The sequence below is a fragment of the Altererythrobacter xiamenensis genome (genome assembly GCF_900177715.1).
Taxonomy (GTDB): Bacteria; Pseudomonadota; Alphaproteobacteria; order Sphingomonadales; family Sphingomonadaceae; genus Erythrobacter; species Erythrobacter xiamenensis.
The window spans coordinates 69,488-89,717 of record NZ_FXWG01000001.1; the positions used below are offsets into that span (position 1 = coordinate 69,488).

General features: G+C 61.7%; 15 protein-coding genes and 1 tRNA gene. 6 read left to right on the plus strand and 10 right to left on the minus strand.

From position 1 onward, the window contains the following. Window positions 1–43: 43 nt before the first annotated feature. Complete coding sequence (locus CCE89_RS00375) at window positions 44–991, minus strand: N-formylglutamate amidohydrolase (RefSeq protein WP_086436079.1); 948 nt, start codon at window positions 989–991, stop codon at window positions 44–46. A 95-nt stretch (window positions 992–1,086) separates the two neighbouring features. Here CCE89_RS00375 and cpdR point away from each other — a divergent pair, with 95 nt between their 5' ends. From cpdR to CCE89_RS00405, 6 genes are all read left to right on the plus strand, one after another. Beyond that, window positions 1,087–1,476: a cell cycle two-component system response regulator CpdR gene (gene cpdR / locus CCE89_RS00380; protein WP_086436913.1), complete on the plus strand. Its 390-nt coding sequence runs from the start codon at window positions 1,087–1,089 to the stop codon at window positions 1,474–1,476. A 99-nt stretch (window positions 1,477–1,575) separates the two neighbouring features. After that, window positions 1,576–1,650: transfer RNA gene (locus CCE89_RS00385), tRNA-Val, on the plus strand. Window positions 1,651–1,779: 129 nt separating this feature from the next. Next, complete coding sequence (locus tag CCE89_RS00390; protein WP_086436080.1) at window positions 1,780–3,000, plus strand: NADP-dependent isocitrate dehydrogenase; 1,221 nt, start codon at window positions 1,780–1,782, stop codon at window positions 2,998–3,000. Between the two features lie 107 nt (window positions 3,001–3,107). Beyond that, on the plus strand, window positions 3,108–4,763 hold the full coding sequence (locus CCE89_RS00395) for a GNAT family N-acetyltransferase (protein ID WP_086436081.1): 1,656 nt from the start codon (window positions 3,108–3,110) through the stop codon (window positions 4,761–4,763). A 126-nt stretch (window positions 4,764–4,889) separates the two neighbouring features. Beyond that, window positions 4,890–6,650: a cation:proton antiporter domain-containing protein gene (locus CCE89_RS00400; protein WP_086436082.1), complete on the plus strand. Its 1,761-nt coding sequence runs from the start codon at window positions 4,890–4,892 to the stop codon at window positions 6,648–6,650. A gap of 55 nt (window positions 6,651–6,705) precedes the next feature. Further along, the gene (locus tag CCE89_RS00405; RefSeq protein WP_086436083.1) at window positions 6,706–6,891 is read left to right on the plus strand and encodes a hypothetical protein; all 186 of its coding nucleotides are present in this window, start codon (window positions 6,706–6,708) and stop codon (window positions 6,889–6,891) included. 9 nt (window positions 6,892–6,900) lie between these two features. Here the strand turns inward: CCE89_RS00405 and alaS are convergent, their stop codons facing one another. From alaS to dapA, 9 genes are all read right to left on the minus strand, one after another. Beyond that, entirely contained in the window at window positions 6,901–9,582 is a 2,682-nt protein-coding gene (gene alaS / locus CCE89_RS00410; RefSeq protein ID WP_086436084.1) for an alanine--tRNA ligase, read from the minus strand. A 214-nt stretch (window positions 9,583–9,796) separates the two neighbouring features. Then, window positions 9,797–10,855 carry a recombinase RecA gene (recA, locus tag CCE89_RS00415; RefSeq protein WP_086436085.1) on the minus strand — a complete coding sequence of 353 codons (1,059 nt, stop codon included), beginning with the start codon at window positions 10,853–10,855 and terminating at the stop codon, window positions 9,797–9,799. Between the two features lie 167 nt (window positions 10,856–11,022). Next, window positions 11,023–12,633 (minus strand): DUF4139 domain-containing protein, encoded by a 1,611-nt coding sequence (locus CCE89_RS00420; protein WP_086436086.1) that lies wholly within the window; start codon window positions 12,631–12,633, stop codon window positions 11,023–11,025. 10 nt (window positions 12,634–12,643) lie between these two features. Next, entirely contained in the window at window positions 12,644–14,137 is a 1,494-nt protein-coding gene (locus tag CCE89_RS00425; RefSeq protein ID WP_086436087.1) for a DUF4139 domain-containing protein, read from the minus strand. Between the two features lie 88 nt (window positions 14,138–14,225). After that, window positions 14,226–16,661, minus strand: a complete 2,436-nt coding sequence (locus CCE89_RS00430; protein ID WP_234989862.1) for a hybrid sensor histidine kinase/response regulator — start codon at window positions 16,659–16,661, stop codon at window positions 14,226–14,228. A 5-nt stretch (window positions 16,662–16,666) separates the two neighbouring features. Then, window positions 16,667–17,254 carry a DUF2062 domain-containing protein gene (locus CCE89_RS00435; protein ID WP_234989863.1) on the minus strand — a complete coding sequence of 196 codons (588 nt, stop codon included), beginning with the start codon at window positions 17,252–17,254 and terminating at the stop codon, window positions 16,667–16,669. 134 nt (window positions 17,255–17,388) lie between these two features. Beyond that, window positions 17,389–17,871, minus strand: coding sequence for an SsrA-binding protein SmpB (gene smpB / locus CCE89_RS00440; protein ID WP_086436089.1), 483 nt, complete (start codon window positions 17,869–17,871; stop codon window positions 17,389–17,391). Window positions 17,872–17,945: 74 nt separating this feature from the next. Then, window positions 17,946–19,244, minus strand: a complete 1,299-nt coding sequence (locus CCE89_RS00445) for a hypothetical protein (protein WP_200810264.1) — start codon at window positions 19,242–19,244, stop codon at window positions 17,946–17,948. Next, window positions 19,241–20,122 carry a 4-hydroxy-tetrahydrodipicolinate synthase gene (gene dapA, locus CCE89_RS00450; protein WP_086436090.1) on the minus strand — a complete coding sequence of 294 codons (882 nt, stop codon included), beginning with the start codon at window positions 20,120–20,122 and terminating at the stop codon, window positions 19,241–19,243. Before dapA ends, CCE89_RS00445 begins: the two co-directional genes overlap by 4 nt. Window positions 20,123–20,230: the final 108 nt, after the last annotated feature.

Consider the following 20,230-nt stretch of genomic DNA (forward strand, 5'->3'; position numbering starts at 1 on the left):
CACCTCGTGCATATTGCGCGAGGTGGTTTTTTCTTGAGCCTGGCTATTCAGCGGCCTGTGCGTAATGCCCGCGCTGCGCCAATCTTGCGGTAGCTGCCCCGAGATCGCGAACAAGGGTCGCCATGAGCGCGGCAACCGGGGCAAGGCCATCACCAGGTTGGTCGAGATTCTTGTCGAGATAGGTCGATCGGCAGATCTCGAACTGCAATGCATGAATCCCGCGATTGGGCGCGGAATGATGATCCAGCACGAAACCGCCCGAATAGGGACGGTTATGCGCCACGGGCCATCCCTGCGCCTGGAGCGAGCGCAAGGCATATGCTGTCAAGCTACCGTCACACGAGGCCCCGAATCGATCCCCGAGAACGAAACGCGCCACCTGATGTTCGCCCGGACGTCGCTTGAGTGGCGGCATGGAGTGAAAATCCACCAGCAGGGCAGCACCCCATTCGTCCCGGATACGTTCGAGCTTTTGGGCGAGAGACGCATGGTATGGCCTGTGAATTCCCTCGATACGCTCATCGAGTTCCGCCTGGGTGAGGTGGTTCTTCCAGATGTCGCCGAAACCGGGCAACCGTCGGGGGACAAGCCCCAGCCCGCTACGCGATCTTCGATTTGCCTGGGAATGCGGAACTTCTCCCGGACTTTTGCCCGCTATCATTCCCCAATCGACGTCATCACGCGCCCTGTTGAGGTCGAGCATGGCGCGCGGTGCGCGTGCCGTGATGATTGGCACACCGGCTGCACTCGCCACCTCGCGGGCGAGCCGGTCGACATAGCGATCTTCCAGCCGCAACTGCGCAAAGCGCGGTTCGCGAAGGGAATCAAGCACGTGCGCGGGATAATCGCGGCCAGCGTGCGGGACCGCGATGAGCACGGGCACGGGCGCATTCGGCGCGGGAGACATTGCAAAGGCGGGCTTGTCGCTGCCCGAGATAAAGCCGCCGTGGACGAGGCTCGAATCATCATTATCGAGATTTTTCGCGGGCATGAGTTAGTGCTGCCCACTAACGGAGGCTGTGTCAAAGCAGGTCACCCATCATCGCAGGAAAGATTTCTTAAGCGCTTGGGTTTATGGGACGCATCATGACTTCAACGAACGCCCACCGGATTCTCCTCGCCGAAGACGAGGAAGCCATGCGCGCCTATCTCGAGCGCGCCCTTACCAAGGCTGGTTACGAGGTCGTGGCGGTCGACAGGGGTACCGAAGCCGTGCCCCTGCTCGAATCGAGTCATTTCGACTTGCTGCTCTCGGATATCGTCATGCCGGAAATGGACGGGATCGAGCTGGCACAGGTCTGTGCCGAGGTCAGCCCGCGCACCAAGGTGATGTTCATCACCGGTTTTGCCGCCGTGACGCTGCGCGCAAGTCGCGAACAACCGCAGGCAAAGGTGCTTTCGAAACCGTTCCACCTGCGCGACCTCGTGCTGGAAGTGGAGCGTGTTTTCGAAGAGCAGCAAGAGGCGTCTCTTTAAATTTCCGGTTCGCGCGAATTGCTGCGCGAATCGCTTGCATGCTCCGAGGCTCCGCGTTAATGGGCGCCTCCGCCGCGAAAAGCGGCTGTTCGATGGCTGGGGCGTATAGCTCAGTGGTAGAGCACTGTATTGACATTGCAGGGGTCGGAAGTTCAACTCTTCCTACGCCCACCATCGCACCAAAGCCCGCCACTGGCGGGCTTTTTCGTTAGGGCTTCGGTGCCTCGCGACCTTGCACAGCGCACCGCCTCTGCTACAGCGCGCGCAACTGTTTTCATGACATCATAGATAGCAAGGGCAATCATGCAGAAAATTCAGGTCAAGAACCCGGTCGTCGAGCTTGATGGCGACGAAATGACGAAGATCATCTGGCAGTGGATCCGCGAACGGCTGATCCTGCCCTATCTCGATGTGGACCTGAAATATTACGATCTCTCGATCGAAAAGCGCGACGAGACCGAAGACCAGATCACCATCGATGCCGCCAATGCGATCAAGGAATATGGCGTCGGCGTGAAGTGCGCCACGATCACTCCGGACGAAGCGCGCGTCGAAGAGTTCAACCTCAAGAAGATGTGGGTCAGCCCGAATGGCACGATCCGCAACATCCTGGGCGGCGTGGTCTTCCGTGAGCCGATCGTGATCGACAACGTGCCGCGCCTCGTACCGGGCTGGACCGACCCGATCGTCGTCGGTCGCCACGCATTCGGCGACCAGTATCGCGCCAAGGACACCCTCATCCCGGGTGCCGGCAAGCTGCGCCTCGTCTTCGAGGGCGAGAATGGCGAGAATATCGATCTCGACGTTTATGAGTTCCAGTCCTCGGGCGTCGCGATGGCGATGTACAACCTCGACGACAGCATTCGCGACTTCGCGCGCGCCTGCATGAACTATGGCCTCGACCGCAAGTGGCCGGTTTACCTGTCGACCAAGAACACCATCCTCAAGAAGTATGATGGCCGCTTCAAGGACCTCTTCCAGGAAGTGTTCGACGCCGAGTTTGCCGACAAGTTCGCCGAAGCAGACATCACCTACGAACACCGCCTGATCGACGACATGGTAGCCGCCGCGCTCAAGTGGAACGGCAAGTTCGTCTGGGCCTGCAAGAACTACGACGGTGACGTGCAGTCCGACGTCGTGGCTCAGGGCTTCGGCTCGCTCGGCCTGATGACCTCCGTGCTGATGACGCCCGATGGCAAGACCGTGGAAGCAGAAGCTGCCCACGGCACCGTCACCCGCCACTATCGCCAGCACCAGCAGGGCAAGGCGACATCGACCAACCCGATCGCCTCGATCTTCGCCTGGACGCGCGGCCTGATCTATCGCGGCCGCTTCGACAACACGCCGGACGTGGTGCGCTTCGCCGAAACGCTCGAGCAGGTCTGCATCAAGACGGTCGAAAGCGGCCAGATGACCAAGGACCTTGCCCTGCTGATCGGCCCGAACCAGAACTGGCTCACCACCGAACAGTTCTTCGAGGCCATCGTGAACAATCTCGAGAAGGAAATGGCAAACTGGAGCTAAGCTTCGGAACGCACGCCATTGCCTGCGCGTAATAGAAGGGCGGCCCGTCATAGCGGTGGGCCGCCTTTTGCGTTTCAGTTTCAGATACCGGACGGGGCAGCACATCCATGACCGAAAAACGCCGCACCGCTAAGCGCTCCAAGGCTCGCCTGGAAGTCCGCCAGGCCGAGCTAGGCGACGTTCGCGCTATCGCCGATCTCGTCCGGCGCGTGTACGAGGACATGCCCGCCTACACGCATGGCGAAATCCGCGGGCAGTTGAACAATTATCCCGAGGGCTGCTTCGTTGCCAAGCTGGACGGCAAGCTCGTCGGCTATTGCGCCACCATGCGCCTCAGCGAGCATCTCGCTCTGTCGGACCAAAATTGGGACACGATGACCGGCAACGGCTTCGGCAGCCGCCACAATGCCAAGGGCGACTGGCTCTACGGATACGAAATGTGCGTCGATCCCAAGACGCGCGGGACGCGGATCGGGCGCCGTCTTTACGAGGAACGTCGCGCGCTTGCCGAACGGCTCGACCTGACCGGCATCGTCTTCGGCGGACGCATGCCCGGCTATGCCCGTGCGACCCGGCGCAAGACCAATCGTGCCGAGAGCCCCGAAGAATATCTCGACATGGTGCTGGAGGGGAAGATTCACGACCCCGTGCTGCGCTTCCAGCTTGCCAACGGCTTCGAACCGCAGGGCATCCTCGAAGGCTATCTGCCCGAGGACAAGGCATCCAAGACCAACGCCGTGCGCATGGTCTGGCGCAACCCCTATGTCGACAGCGACGCACCGCCCAAGCACCGTGTTCCGCGCGACGTCGAAAGCGTGAGGATCGCGACCTGCCAGTTGCAAGCTCGCGCAGTCTCCGATTTCGACGAGTTCATGCGGCAGGTCGAATACTTCGTCGACGTTGCAGCCGACTACGAAGCCGATTTCATCGTCTTCCCCGAGCTCTTCACTCTCATGTTGCTGAGCGCGGAAGAGAAGGAGCTCAATCCCGCCGAAGCGATCGAGGCCCTGAGCCGCTACACGCCCCGCATCCGCAAGCAGCTGAGCGAGATGGCGCTCAACTTCAACATCAACATCATCGGCGGATCGCATCCGACACGAATGGACGACGGTGACATTCATAACATCGCCTATGTCTGCCTGCGTGACGGATCGATCCACACGCAGGAGAAGATTCACCCGACGCCCAACGAGGCATATTGGTGGAACATCAAGGGCGGCGACAGCATCGATGCGATCCAGACCGATTGCGGCCCGATCGGCGTCCTGATCTGTTATGATTCGGAGTTCCCCGAGCTTGCTCGCCGCCTCACCGACGAAGGCGCGCGGATCATCTTCGTCCCGTTCTGCACCGACAGCCGCCAGGGATACATGCGCGTGCGCTATTGCGCCGCTGCCCGCGCGATCGAGAACCAGTGCTATGTCGTGATGAGCGGCAATGTCGGCAATCTGCCCAATGTCGCCAACATGGACATCCAGTACGCCCAAAGCTGCATATTGACCCCTTGCGACTTCCCCTTCGCGCGCGACGGTATCGCGGCGGAAGCGAGCGAGAACGTGGAAACGCTCACCATCAGCGATGTCAATCTGGCCGATCTCAGCTGGGCCCGCGCCGAAGGCACGGTCCAGAACCTCGCAGACCGCCGCTTCGACCTTTACAGGATCGAGTGGGACAAGCGTGTGGGACAGGTCAGCCCTCGCATCGGAGAGGAACAGTCGGGTGACGCACCACCGCACGGTCGCCATGCGCCGGGTGGCGGCTGACTGATCGCACTTCACCTATAAGCGCACTCAGCGCACTGGCGGTCTTCAGCCGATAACAACGACTTCTGCCTGCAATATCTCGCATCATGGCGTGACAATCGCACGAGCGGCCGATAATTGCAGGGCATGGCCGGTGAACTCTCCCCCTCCCCCATGCTATCCGACGCGCTGGTCATCCTGGGGGCGGCCGGGATCGTCATTCCGGTCTTCGCACGTTTCCGCATCACGCCGATTATCGGGTTCATCCTGATCGGGATTGCGGTCGGGCCCTATGGCCTCGGCGCCCTGGTCTACGAGAGACCCTGGCTGGCGCATATAACGATATCGGATCCGGAGGGACTGGAACCCTTCGCGGAGTTCGGCATCATCCTGCTGCTGTTCGCCATCGGGCTTGAGCTGTCCTTCAACCGATTATGGCAATTGCGACGGCTCGTCTTTGGTCTTGGCGCGCTCGAATTGCTGATCATCGGTTCGTGCCTTGCGGTCGCGCTGTCGATGATGGGGCAGTACTGGACGGGCGCACTTGCGCTGGGCTTCGCGCTCGCGTTCTCCTCTACCGCGATCGTGCTGCCGATTGCGGGAACGAAATCGCCTGTCGGGCGCGCGGCGCTGTCCATGCTTCTGTTCGAAGACATCATGATCGTCCCGATCGTCTTCATCCTCGGCGCCATGGCTCCCTACGCCCAATCGGAAGGGTGGGAGGGCCTGATGTCCACGCTCTGGCAAGGTGGCCTGGTCATTCTGGCCCTGCTCGTCCTCGGTCGGATCGCCCTGCCGCGCCTCTTCGCACAGGCGGCGCGCACCAAGAGTCCGGAGCTGTTCCTGGCTGCCTCGCTCCTCGTCGTGATCGGGGCGAGCCTCGCCACCGCCGCCACCGGGCTTTCCCCGATCGTCGGCGCGCTGATTGCAGGATTGCTGATCGCCGAGACCGAGTATCACAACGAGGTCGAGAGCATCATGGAGCCGTTCAAGGGACTCGCGCTCGGCATCTTCCTGATCACGGTCGGCATGAGCATCGACCTGATGACCATCTGGGACAACCTGTGGTCGATCATGCTGGCAGTGGTCCTGGTGCTGCTGTTCAAGGCGCTGGTAACCGGCATCCTGCTGCGCCTGATGGGCGCACGCCGCTCGACCGCTGCGGAAACCGGCGTGCTGATGGCTAGCCCCAGCGAGACAACGCTGATCGTGCTGTCCGCAGCTGGTTCGGCCATGCTTATCCAGCCCGGCACCGCGCAATTCTGGCAGATCGTGACCGCAATCGGCCTTACCATCACACCCGTGCTTGCGCGGCTCGGCCGAGTAATCGCTCGAAGGGTCGAGCCTGTGCCGGAGCTGCCGGAGGAAGATACCGGAGAACCGCGCACGATCATCATCGGTGTCGGCCGCGTAGGTCGTCTGGTCGCCGACATGCTGGAGGCGCATGAAAAGCCTTATATCGCGATCGATTCGGACGCCGACTTGATCGAATACGCCAAACGGCTGGGCTATCGCGCGACATTCGGGGACGCGTCTCGCGTGGACGCGCTATCGCGTCTTGGGATCGAGGACGCACCCGCCATCGTGCTCACGATGGACGAACCGGTCCTCGCGCAGCGTGTGACAGCCAAGCTCAGGAAATCCTATCCCGACCTGCTGATCGTGGCGCGCGCCCGCGATTCCGAACATGCCGCCGAACTCTATCGTGCGGGGGCTAGCCATGCCGTTCCCGAGCAGCTCGAAAGCTCGCTTCAGCTATCGGAAGCCGTGCTGACGGATATCGGCGTGGCGATGGGACCGGTGATCGCATCGATCCATGAAAAGCGCGACGAATATCGCGTCCAGATCGAGCGGGACGGCAAGCTGGATCACAAGCCAAAATTGCGGACAAGCACGGCGGACGCCTGATTTCTTCTGAACCAATCCGCATGGTCATGCGTTGGTTGGGAAAAGGAGAAACAGTATGTCCGACAAGACGGATCCCACCAAACCCATCCCCAACGACGAGAAGTTCAAGCCGCAGAACGTGGCCGACCCGAAGAAGGGCGGCAACCCGACGAACCAGCATCGCAGCAAGCCCGGCGATACCGGCGGCAACGATCTTTCGCAGGGTTCTGAAGGCGTGACCAAGAAAACGCCGAGCGCGTAAAATCCCGGCTTAGGCGGTGACGGCTTCCAGCTGTTTGCGGACGGCCTCGATAGCGTCCGACGCCTTGCTGCCGTCCGGTCCGCCGCCCTGAGCCATGTCGGGGCGGCCACCGCCACCCTTCCCGCCCAGCGCCTCGACGCCCGCACGCACGAGATCGACTGCGCTGAAGCGATCGGTCAGATCATCGGTCACAGCCGCAGCAAATGCCGCTTTGCCGTCATTGACCGCGCAAATTGCCGCAACGCCCGAGCCGAGCCGCGACTTCGCTTCATCGAGCAGCGGGCGCAATTCCTTGGGATTTAGGCCTTCGATCACTTGCCCGCTGAACGTGACGCCGCCGATTTCCTCTTCGGCCGAAGCCGGGCCATCGCCCGCGCTGCCGCCACCGCCGAGTGCGAGTGCCTTCTTGGCTTCCGCCAATTCTTTTTCGAGCCGCTTACGCTCGTCAAGTAGCGCGGCGATGCGCGCAGGGACTTCCTCCGGCGTGGCGCGGATCGTACCTGCCGCGGCCTTGAGCGCCTCCTCGCGCTCTACCAACCACTGACGAGCGGCCTCGCCGGTCAGCGCCTCAATTCGGCGAACGCCAGAGCTTACCGCACCTTCCGACACGATACGGAAAATGCCGATGTCACCGGTCGCCTTGACGTGGGTTCCGCCGCACAGTTCGACCGAGTAATTCCGTCCGCTGCCATCCTTGGCGCCGCCCTTGCGACCCATCGAAAGCACACGCACTTCATCGCCATACTTCTCGCCGAACAAGGCGAGAGCACCTGCCTCGACAGCATCATCGGGCGTCATCAGCGTGGTGCCGACCTGTTCGTTGGCGCGGATTTCCGCGTTCACTTCGGCCTCGATCGCCGCGATCTCTTCGGGCGAGAGCGGCTTGGGATGCGAGAAGTCGAACCGCAGACGATCCTCGGCAACCAGCGATCCCTTCTGCGTGACATGTTCGCCGAGCTGATTGCGCAATGCCGCATGGACCAGATGTGTCGCGGAATGATTGGCGCGGATGCGGTCGCGCCGCTCCGCATCGACTTCGAGATGGACGGTATCGCCCACGGCGATCTTGCCCGCCGAAATCGCCGCATGATGCACGTGCAAGCGGCCCAGAGGCTTGGACGTCTCCGAAACCTTCGCCGCAAAGCCGTCAGGCGTCGTGATCGTGCCGCTGTCACCCGTTTGCCCGCCGCTCTCGCCATAGAACGGGGTCTGATTGGTGAGGATCAGGACTTCATCACCCGCACCAGCCTTGTCGACTTCGGCGCCGTCCTTGACGAGCGCCACGACCGTGCCTTCGCCGCTCGTCGCGGTGTATCCGGTGAATTCGGTACCGCCTTCACGGTCGGCAATATCAAACCAGACTTCGCTCGATGCCGCTTCGCCCGAACCTTTCCATGCCGCGCGCGCAGCCGCCTTCTGGCGGTCCATCGCCGCATCAAAGCCCGAACGGTCAACACCGATCCCACGTGAACGGAGTGCGTCCTCCGTCAAATCATAGGGGAAGCCGAAGGTGTCATAGAGCTTGAATGCGGTTTCGCCATCAAGTTCGCCGCCTTCGCTCATGTCACCCGTCGCATCGTCAAGCAGGCGCAAACCCTTCTCTAGCGTCTTGCGGAACTGCGTTTCCTCACGCTCGAGCACTTCCTCGACAAGCGCCTGGCCGCGCTGCAATTCGGGATAGGCCTGGCCCATTTCCGCAACCAGCGCTGGGACGAGACGATGCATGAGCGGTTCGCTCGCACCAAGCAGGTGCGCGTGACGCATGGCGCGCCGCATGATCCTGCGCAGCACATAGCCACGACCTTCATTGGAGGGCAGGACCCCGTCGGCCATAAGGAAGCTGGTCGAGCGGAGATGATCCGCGATAACGCGGTGGCTGGCCTTGTTATCACCTTCTGCCGCTACGCCGGTCAGACTCTCCGAAGCCGCAATCAGCGCCTTGAATGTGTCAGTATCGTAATTGTCGTGTACGCCCTGCATGACCGCTGCGATCCGTTCGAGACCCATGCCGGTATCGATAGAGGGTCGCGGCAGAGGCTGGCGTTCACCGCCTGCCTGCTGGTCGAACTGCATGAAAACGAGGTTCCAGATTTCGACAAAGCGATCGCCATCTTCATCCGGACTTCCGGGAGGTCCACCGGCAATGTGATCACCGTGATCATAGAAGATCTCGGAGCACGGTCCGCAAGGCCCGGTGTCACCCATCGACCAGAAGTTGTCGCTGGTTGCGATCCGGATGATGCGCTCTTCGGGGAGGCCCGAAATCTTCCGCCAGAGGTCGAACGCTTCGTCATCGGTATGATAGACGGTTGCGGTGAGGCGCTCGGGCGCGATGCCCCATTCCTTGGTCAGCAAGGTCCAGGCATGAAGAATTGCCTGTTCCTTGAAGTAATCGCCGAACGAGAAATTGCCGAGCATCTCGAAGAAGGTGTGATGCCGCGCGGTGTAGCCGACATTGTCGAGATCGTTATGCTTGCCGCCTGCGCGCACGCATTTCTGCGAGCTGGTCGCACGCGGTGCCGGCGGCGTCTCAAGTCCGGTGAACACGTTCTTGAACGGCACCATGCCCGCATTGACGAACATGAGCGTCGGATCGTTGTAGGGAACCAGCGGTGCGCTCGGCACCTCCGCATGGTCCGCGCCGGCAAAATAGTCGAGGAATGACCGGCGAATGTCATTGGTCGAAGTCATGTCAGCGCAGTTAGGCGTTCAGGGCGCGAGCGACAAGCCGAATAAGGCCGAAGCATGGCAAGCGCGTGAACCGTGTTGCAGCCATCACGCAGCGCCTGCCCAGAGGGGAACAGGAACGGAAAAGCCGGCGAGGCTGTTCGGGGCATTGAGCAGCGCACGCCGGCTATCCATTTGACCGGACGGCGATCAACGCACGTCCGCTTGAGGCGATGTGTCAGTCCTCCGCGTCCGGGCCTGTCATCATCTCCTCGGCGACCTCGTCGGTGCGGCCGCGGATGGCGGCTTCCAACTTGTCGCAAACTTCAGGGTTTTCCTTGAGGTAGGTTTTGGCGTTCTCGCGCCCCTGGCCGATCCGGATGCTGTCATAGGAGAACCAGCTACCCGATTTCTCGACCAGTCCAGCCTTCACGCCAAGGTCGAGGATTTCGCCGATCTTGGAAATACCCTCGCCATACATGATGTCGAATTCGACCTGCTTGAACGGCGGAGCAACCTTGTTCTTGACCACTTTGACGCGGGTCGAGTTGCCGACCACTTCGTCACGATCCTTGATCTGGCCGGTGCGGCGGATGTCGAGGCGGACCGATGCGTAGAACTTGAGCGCGTTGCCGCCCGTCGTCGTTTCGGGGTTACCGTACATCACGCCGATCTTCATGCGCAGCTGGTTGATGAAGATCACCATGCACTTCGAACGGTTGATCGACCCGGTGAGCTTGCGCAGGCTCTGGGACATGAGGCGCGCCTGCAGGCCGACATGGGAATCGCCCATCTCGCCTTCGATTTCGGCGCGCGGGACAAGCGCAGCCACCGAGTCGACGACCAACACGTCGATCGCATTCGAACGTACCAGCGTATCCGTGATTTCGAGCGCCTGCTCGCCCGTGTCGGGCTGCGAGACGATCAATTCGTCGATGTCGACGCCCAGCGCCTTGGCATAAACCGGGTCGAGCGCGTGTTCGGCATCGACAAAGGCAGCGGTGCCGCCATTCTTCTGCGCTTCTGCGATGACATGCAGCGCGAGCGTGGTCTTTCCTGAACTTTCAGGGCCGTAAACTTCGATCACGCGGCCTTTGGGCAGGCCGCCGATTCCGAGTGCGATGTCGAGACCGAGCGATCCGGTCGAAATCGATTCGACATTCATCGCCTCCTTCGAGCCCAGCTTCATTGCCGAACCCTTGCCGAATGCACGATCAATCTGAGCCAATGCGGCGTCGAGCGCCTTCTGACGGTCCACGGACGATTCCTTTTCTACCAGCTTGAGATTCGTCGCCATCGCATGGCCTCCTCTGCTTGCCTAGGGTCACAGGCCGGTTATCGACTGCACCCTGTCACGGCTTCCATGTTGGAATGCGATGTATCCCATTTGTTCCACAAGAACAAGAGTGGAACAGAAATTTTTTCCAGTGACGGAAATGGCGGCTTTACGCGCCCTCTGGCGCGCTACCCGCTCCGGCGCATGCGGAAGGTAACTTCCTTGCGACCGTTTCCGGACACCGTGGTTTCGAAAATCCGGTTGCCGTCTTTTAACCGCGTACCGCGCACGCCCTTCACTTCCCAGTCGCTTGCACCACCAAGATTCGCGCGCACCCGCACTGACCCCGGGTTGGCGTTGGTGAGGAGGAGCTTCATTCGTACCCACGGTCGACCTTCGTCGTCGGGATCGATGCGTTCGATACGCGCGCATTCGGCAAAGACCTGGGTGCTCTCGCCCAGACCGATTTCGACATCCTGCCCCACGGCATAGTCGCGGATCGTTTCCTCCCCGACCAGCCGGGGACCGGTTTCAGAGGGCTCGTAGAGCGTGAAGCCGCCCATCGGCAAAGCGACGCCCAAGCCCTTGCCCTCGACATTTTTGGTCGCGAGCAGGATCTCGGTCGTCTCCATATCGCGCTCGTCTTCGATCCGGTCGAACATGTCGCCCGGATCGCAATAGGCGACATAGAGAAACTCGCCCTGCACATCCTGTTTATTGAGGAAGGCGACCTGCTTCAGACCCTGCGCGTTGACGCTTACCTTTTCGGGCACGCGATAAAGCTTGAGGTCGCCAAGCTGTTCCTCGACCGCCTGGATCGCGACCGCCGTTTCCATGATCGCGCTCTTGGCCCGCGCGCCAGTGACGACGATCGCTTCCGCATCGGCATAAGCCGCCATCGGTGGCGGGGGTGGAGGAGGTGGCGGCGGAGCGAAGGGCGTGCCACGCGCCGTGCTGCCGAAAGGATAGCAGGTGAGCCGCAACGGCGCTGCGACGGGCGGATCAGCAAGTTGCTGCATATCGGTGACGATATTGAGCTTGCCCGCAACCGCCATGAGTTCAGCATCGGCAAAGCTCTGGCCATTGTCGTTGAGCACGGTGAGCCAGGACAGCACCCGCATGCTGACCTTATTGTCGTCATCGCGCCCTTCGTCGAGCGTGGCGACATAGTGTGCCTGCCAGTCGAAGCCCCAGGCGAGATAGCTCAGCGTGATATCATAGGTACCGCCAGTCTCGTCGCGCGTGTCGATCGTGAAGACAGGCTCGGCGGAAAGCCCCTCGGGAACCGAAGGGAAAGTGAGCTTTTCAGGAATGCCCGCGCAACGCACAGCCTCGTAGCCTTGCGACGTTTGCAGCACGAGTCCGCCATCGGCGCGGGTGCGGACAATCGCTTCCTCGCTCGAAGCGACACCAGTTGCCGGATTGGTCCGCGTGATCGTAATGCGATTGCCGAGCATGCCGTTGACCAGAGCGGCGGGCGAAAGCAGCTCTGCATTGCGGTTCTTCTCGATCGTCCCGCCCGGCAGGCCCGTGACGATGGCGGAGACAGCCACCATTCCCTCGGCGACGCCGGTGAAGCGGATCGTCGATTCGCCGGGCGGCAGAGTCACGCGCCGCGTCTCGCTGATCATCGCAAAGCCACGCGGCCAATCGGTGTTCATCCGGTCACCCTCGGACCGTGCGGGATCGCGATAAACTGTGACGGCGAGCTTATCGGGCTCCGACGCATCGACCACATCGCGCGCAGCTAAAGGCGCTGCCAACACAGCGAGGCCGATCAGGAAGGCGGCGCGCGCCACGGTGCCGCCCTCAATACCGGGTGGCGTAGGTGACGCGGACGACACGCTCGCTATTGGCGGGCACGGTCACCACATATTTGCGCCGGTCGACATTGATCTGTTCGCCGGGAACGTCCTCGCTCTCGATGCGGAAATCGCGCGCCCACCAATAGGGGTTGAGGCCTGCTTGGACGAGCTCGACATCGACCGGTGCCGGTTTGGCGTTGGTGAAGGTGTAGCGCATGGTTGTGCGATAATAGGTCGGCTTCTCTTCGCGCGTGTAGGTGCGGGTGCGCCCGTCATCCTCGATCACACGGTAGCGAACAGTCGATTCCCACTCGTCCTCGGTGATCCGGCTGCGCTCCTCGACCTCGGCCTGGACAAAGACATCGAAGGCATCACCAGTGGCTAGATTGAGAGTGCTGCCCATCGGCGTGTGACCAATGCCGTTCTCGCCGATGAACTGCGGCGATCCCTTGCGGTCGCGCTGGTAGAAACGAACGTTGCCGGCGGGAAGCGCATCTCCCAGTCCGGCCGCGCGTGAGCTCGAAAACTCGATGCTGCTGACGGCGTTTTGCGGCGAATTGTCATTGGTCATCCAGTTGACCGTTCGCGAATAGACCCGCTCCGCCTTTACGCCCTGCACATCGAGAAAGCTGACCTGCTTGGTCTGCGCATTGGCGATCGTGGTACGCCCCTCGATCGGATAGAGATAGTAGTCGCCAAGCTGCTCCCGATCCGCCGTCTCGGTACCGGGGCGCACGAGGTTACGGTTGTTTCTTGGTCCGCTCTGCCTGCCCTGCCCGGGACTGCCCGCGACGAGTAGCGTATCGGCATTGTGGAAGGTCGTGCCGGTGTTGTTGGTGAGCGTGACCCAGCCCTGCATGTCGACCGTCGAGCTGGCTTCGTCATAGAGTGCGACATAGTCGGCGTTCCAGCGCAGACCCGGGGTGAGATAGCGGATCGCAGCCGGCCGCGTGCCCGAACGGCTGCTCTCGACATTGACCGAGAGTGTCGGTCGGGCGCGGAGATTGGGCGGCACACGATCGAAGACGACGCGGACGGGCAGGCCATCGTCGCGCAGCACTTCGATCCGGTCACCGATCTGGATCACGACACCGCCGGCGGTCGATAGAACCTTGGCGCGCTCGCGTGTTTCGACACCCGTGGCGGGATTGGTGCGGATAAGAGTGACGGTCTGGCCGATCGCCTTCTCCATCATCTTGGAAGGCGTCAGCAGATCGAAGTCGAAGTTCTGTTCGATGATCGCTGCGCCATCGGCCGCAAAGCTCAGCGTCTCGGGCCGGATCTGCGCCGACACGTCGGGAAACTCGATCCTGCTGCGTCCGGCAGTAATATCGAGCTGGCGAATGTCCTGCACCAGCGCCTGATTGTTGTTGTAGATCGTGATCGAGAGATCGCCCTGCGCGGTCGTTTCATCGGCTGATTGGGCGAGGACCGGTCCGGCAAGGGCAAGCCCCGCGACAAGCCCGAAGTTGCGTGCAACGATACCGATGTCAGCCATGCCAATCCTTCCCCGTTTCCAGTCAGTTGCATAGCTTCCTATGATACGATGTATCAATGATGAATGCGCGAAAATGCGCCGTTTTTACCTAGCGAGCGCCGACCCTTCGCATGACGTCCGCCACCTTGTCGCCGATCTCCTGCACGCTGAACGGCTTGGCAATGAAATGCATATTGGGAATGTCGATGTCCTTGCGCAGCTGTTCCTCGGCATAGCCCGACATGAACAGCACCGGCAGGTCTGGGTGAATTTCGCGTATGCCGCGCGCCATGGCCGGGCCATCCATTCCCGGCATGACGACATCGCTGACGATGAGATCGAACTCGCCGCCGCGCTTGATCGCCGCGAGACCCTCCTCGCCATCCGAATATGCCTTCACCTCGTAGCCGGCTCGCGTGAGCGCACGTTCGGCAACCGCGCGCACCATGTCCTCGTCCTCGACCAGCAGGATCCGTCCACCACCCGACCAGTCGCTTGACGGCACCGGCTCCGGCTCGGCGGGTTTTGCCGGCATTTCGCCCTTGTGAACCGGCAGATAGATCGTGAAGCGTGCGCCCGTCGCGCCGCCCGCACCTTGAATATTGTCGGCAAAGATGAAGCCGCCCGACTGCTTGACGATACCATAGGCGGTCGAAAGACCTAGCCCCGTACCCTTGCCCTGCTCCTTCGTCGTGAAGAACGGCTCGAACAGCTTCGGCAGCACTTCGGCAGGGATACCGCCGCCGGTATCCTGCACGATCAGCACGGTGTAGTCGGCTGCGGGCAAGATTTCAGAGCCCATCTTCGCAACATCGTTGACCGTGAGCCGCCGGGTCGAGAGCGAGATCTTGCCCGTCCCGTCACCATGCGACTGGATTGCATCGCGTGCGTTCACCGCGAGGTTCATGATGACCTGCTCAAGCTGTTGCGGGTCGGCGCGCACCGGCCCCAAGTCGCGATCATGCTTGACCTGGTATTCGATCTTGCCGCCGAGCAAACGCATGATCAGCGGCCCCACTTCGCTCACCACATCGGGCAGCTGGAGGACTTCGGGCCGCAAGGTCTGCTGGCGCGAGAAGGCGAGCAACTGGCGGGTGAGCGAGGCCGCACGGTTCGAATTCGCGCGGATCTGCTGGATGTCGTCATAATCGCTGTCGCCCGGCGTATGGCGCAGCAGCATCAGGTCGCAGGTGCCGATGATCGCAGTCAGGACATTGTTGAAATCATGCGCGACGCCGCCTGCGAGCTGGCCCACCGCCTGCATCTTGGTTGCCTGCGCGACCTGCCGCTTGAGCTGCGTTTCCTCATGGCTGTCGGCGAGGCTGACCAGCACCGCCGCTTCGCCCAGACCGCGCACACCCGCAAGGCCGAGCGAAACCGGCTCATCGGGATTGGTGGTTAGCCGCACGGCCATGTTGCCGCTCGTCGCCGGACCGCGCCCGTGACGGCGGACCGCGTCCGAAAGCGCCGCCTTGTCTTCGCGCACCACCAGGTCGGTCGGGAACGCCGGAAGACCCCTGCCCTCGCGGTCGATTGCGCGCAGGAAGGCGTCATTGCCGAACAGGAAGCGCCCGTCGCGGTCGGTCATGGCAAGGCCGAGTGGCAGCTGGCCGAGCAGTGCCTCCAATTGCGCGACACCAGCTTGGGAGCCGCCGTCGAAACCGCCGCCGATCCCGACACCACTATCGACCAGCAGCATCAGCGAGCGCGCCTGGTCCGGTCCAGGCGAGAATTTCGCCTCAGGGTCTTCGAGCGGGACGTGAATCAGCGTTTGCGGAGTGCCGCCGCGTCCTTCGCGCGCGAAGAAGATGCGTTCGCGTTCGTCAGAGCGCAGGAAGGAAACGAAATCCTGACCCGCCAGCGTCGCGCCGACATCGCCGGCAGCCCGCTCGGCAAAGCCGGCGCTCACCGACTTGATCACGCCATCCGGGGAAGTAATCGCCGCTTCGATGCCGGATCGTGTCAGCGTGCGGCCAAAAGCGCCGGTGACATCGACATTCTCCAGCGCCTTGAGCAATTCGGGCTCACGCTTGCTGAAGCGCCAGACGAGATGGTCTTCGCCCCGCCCTGCCCGCTCCGCTGCGACGTTCCAGGTCTCGCCGCTTTCGTCATCGCCGCCAAGGCTATCGCTTCCGGCCGACCCGTCGCGCCAGGCTTCTCGCGCCAGTCGCGTCAGCTCTTCGAAGGCGGTTCGTTCGAGCGGCAGATTGGGCGGCGCGCTGCCCGAACCAAACCACTCGATATAGGCCCTGTTCGCACAGACCAGTCGATTGGCACGGTCGGTGATCGCTATGCCTTCGCCCTTGCGTTCAATCGCTGCGACGGTGACCGACCAATCCGAAGCGGCAACCGCTTCCGCCACCGGGCTGGTCTCCATCCTGTTGAACGCGAACAGGCCGCCCAGCAGCACGGCGATGCCGAGAAGGAAGACCAGCGCGAGCAACGCGCTGCCACTAGCGATCCACAGGATCCCGGCCGTCAGGAGCAGCGCCCCCGCTAGCCCGCCCAGCACCATTCCGGGTTGGCTGGCGGATTTCTTCACCATCGTGTTCACTTCGCTTCGGTCCCGAGGCGTTGGTCGAGCTTCGCTTCAAGCTTTGCGAGCCGCCGCATCCGTTTGCGCGCGACCACGAACCGCCAGACGAAGCTGGAGATTAGGTAACCGATCGCAGAGGTGACTACCGCAAGGACCACGAAACCGAATGCGGTGACACCGGCCAGCTCGAAGAACTCCGCCAATGCGCCGCGATCATCCGCGAGCTGTCCGGCGGTACCAGCGCCCATCGCAGCGTCGATGTTTAACACCAGTTCACCCACTTCCTTTGCCACGACTGCCCAGAACGGAAATGTGAACGGATTCGTGACGAAGGTGACCGCTGCCGAGAGCGGTACGTTCGCCCGGGCCGGTAGGGCCATGAAGGCTGCAAGAAAGATCTGCCCGAGCGGCACGATAAAGGCCGCGAACAGGCCCAGAGCGACCCCGCGCGGTACGGAGCGGCGGGTGAAGCGCCAGAGTTCGGGCGATAGAAAACGATGCGCGATCGGCGCGAGGTATTTGTTCCGCGCCATTTCCTCCCGGCTGGGCATGTATTTGCGCAGCGTGTCTGCAAGCCAGGTCTTGGATCTGAAAGCGGTCATGATTGCGCGCTCGCCTTGCTCCGCCGAAGCGTCTTTCGCAAGGCCCAGAAGGCGATATTCGGCAGATCGGTCATCATTGTCGACATGGGTAGCACGGCCCGCATGTCAAACAGGTGAATCGCCCTAGGGTAATTTCACCCTTTTTCGCGCATGAGCCGGGCCTTGTCGCGCTTCCAGTCGCGCTCCTTGATCGAATGCCGCTTGTCATGCGCCTGCTTACCCTTGGCGAGCGCGAGTTCGACCTTCGCGCGGCCTGTCTTGTTGAAATAGATCGACAGCGGAACGAGCGTCATGCCCTTTCGCTCGACAGCGCCGAACAGCTTGTTGATCTCGCGCGAATTGAGCAGCAGCTTGCGCGGGCGGCGCGGTTCGTGATTGAGCCGGTTCCCGTGGCTGTATTCCGGAATGTTGGCATTGATCAGCCAGACCTCGCCATCGCGGACCTCGGCATAGCTTTCGGCAATGCTCGCCTCCCCGGCGCGCAGCGCTTTCACTTCTGTGCCTTGCAGCGCGAGCCCGGCCTCGAACTTTTCATCGATCGCATAGTCGAAACGTGCCCGCCGGTTCTCGGCGACTACTTTCTGCTTGTCGAAGGTTTCGGGTTTGGGGCGTGCCATGGTGGCGGCGCATCTAGGCGCTCGATGAAGAAAACGAAAGGGGCCAGCTCGAAATTGCCAGCCTCGAGAGAAGCCTACAAGTCGGACGGAAGCGTCGGCTCGCTCAGGATTTCGATCATCCGCACCCAGCGCGCGTCCTGGTCCTCACCAGCCGCTTCGACGCTATCGCGCACCATGTCGCGGCCAAGTCCGTAATTGATGATGTAACTGCGATAGGTGTCGATGAAGCGCAGCGATTGCGCGGCGCGTTCGGGCGAGACGAGCTGATATTTTTGCAGCAAGGCTTTCGCTCGCTCGGCGTCGATCTCGCCCGCGAGATATTGCGAGGCAATCGTGTAGCGCGCAGGTCCAAGCGCGCGCATGGCCGCCCCCAGGTCGCGATAGGTTTCGAGATCATCGGTCGGAAGCCCGGCGAGCGGCGCCAGCACTTCGGTTTCGAACGCCATTTGCTCATCGCCCGGAAATGCGAGGTCGATCCCGTGATTGGCCGATCCTTCTGCGATCAGCGACTGCGGCGAAAAGAGCGGATAGACCGAAAACTCGATCCAGCCGCGCGTGTTCACCAGATTCTTCTCGAGCAGCGCATTGAAGGCGTGATGGCCCGGATAACCCTCATGGCAACCCAGATCGACCGCGCGGCTGAGCTTGGTCGGCAGGTCGGTGTTGATCTCGATCTTCGAGCGGTAACCGCCCTGATAATAATTGTAGCCGCTCCACGGCTTGTCGGTGACATAGCCGAGCGTGAAGCTCTCACCTGCGGGCAGGTCCATGTGCTCGAGCGTGCGGCGCTTGCATTCGGCAATCGCAGCATCGAACACTGCCGGTAGACGATCGGCGGGAATATCGAAGCGACTGTTGAAACTGTCGATGCGCTGCCAGAGCGCACCCTCGCCCGGTACAAGTGCTTCGATCTCGGCAAGAACGGGATCAAAGGTCTCGAGCGGCGCAAGCTCCACATCGACTCCGAACAGGCCCTTGGCCTCCTCGGTGAAAGTCAGCTCTTCGCCGCGCATCATCTTGAGCCGCGTGCGCGCGGCGGTCAGTTGCGCGACGAGGAAACGGGCGCGGCGCTCTTCCAGCGTCTCGCCCTCGACGCCATCATCGGCGAACCGCTCCGCACGGACCCGCAGGCCGACCGTCTGCGCTTCAAGCAGGGGCAATGACATGGCCGGAGCCGCCGCGACGGCCTGCGCCTTGACCACCTCCGGACCATAATAAGCATCGATATAGCCGTCTTCCTTCTCGCCAATGGTCAGCTGGAGAAGGAGGTAATCCTGCGCGATCCGGTCGAGGCTGTCAGACGGAGGTTCAGGCGCGGTTGCGCAGGCTGCCAGCGCTAGCGCACCGGTCGGAACGAGCGCCGCGCGTATCAAAGCAGGCCCGCATGTTCGAGCGCCTCGTCCACCGCCTTGCGCGATTCCTCACTCGCATTGCACAGCGGCAGGCGCACATCGGGCTCGAACCAGTCGTGCACGCGGCTGAGCGCATATTTGACCGGCGCTGGCGATGCGTCTGAGAACATCGCGTAGTGCAGCGGGAAGAGCCGGTCGTTCAATTCACGCGCCAGTTTGAGGTCATTGGCTGCGATGGCCTCCTGAAACTCGGCGCACAGCGCAGGCGCGACATTGGCGGTGACGGAAATCGCACCGCGGCCGCCTGCCGCCGAATGGGGGAGCCACAGCTCGTCATTGCCCGAAAGCTGGCAGAAATCCTTGCTCAGGCCCATGCGGTGATCGGCAACACGCGAAAGATCGCCGCTCGCATCCTTGATCGCAACGATCCGGTCGGGATATTTCTTGACCAGAGCGATCACCGTATCTTCCTCCAGATCGGTGACCGTGCGGCTCGGCACGTTGTAAAGAACGATAGGCAAGTCGCTGTTTTCCGCCAGATGGCTGAAATGTGCGATCAAGCCGGCCTGGCTCGGACGATTGTAGTAGGGTGCGACACAAAGCCCCGCGGCCGCTCCTGCCTTCTTCGAAAATTGCATGTGCAACAGGGCGTTCTTCGTATCGTTGCTGCCGCAACCCGCGATTACCGGGACGCGGCCTGCTGCCTGCTCGATGCAGACTTCGATCACACGGTGGTGTTCGGCATTGGAGAGCGTCGAGGCTTCACCGGTCGTCCCGCAGGGAACCAGCGCGCTCGAACCATGCTCGATCTGCCAGTCCACAAGCTTGCGAAAAGCCGCTTCGTCGAACGATCCGTCGCGAAAAGGAGTAGCCAGAGCGGGAATTGAGCCGGAAAACATTGATTTAGCGTCCTTGCTTACCACCTAAAATGTCATGAAAATAATGGAACAGTTAGACATTCGGGGAATTGATTCAGCGTCTGATAAGGATCACTTTAGCAGGATGTC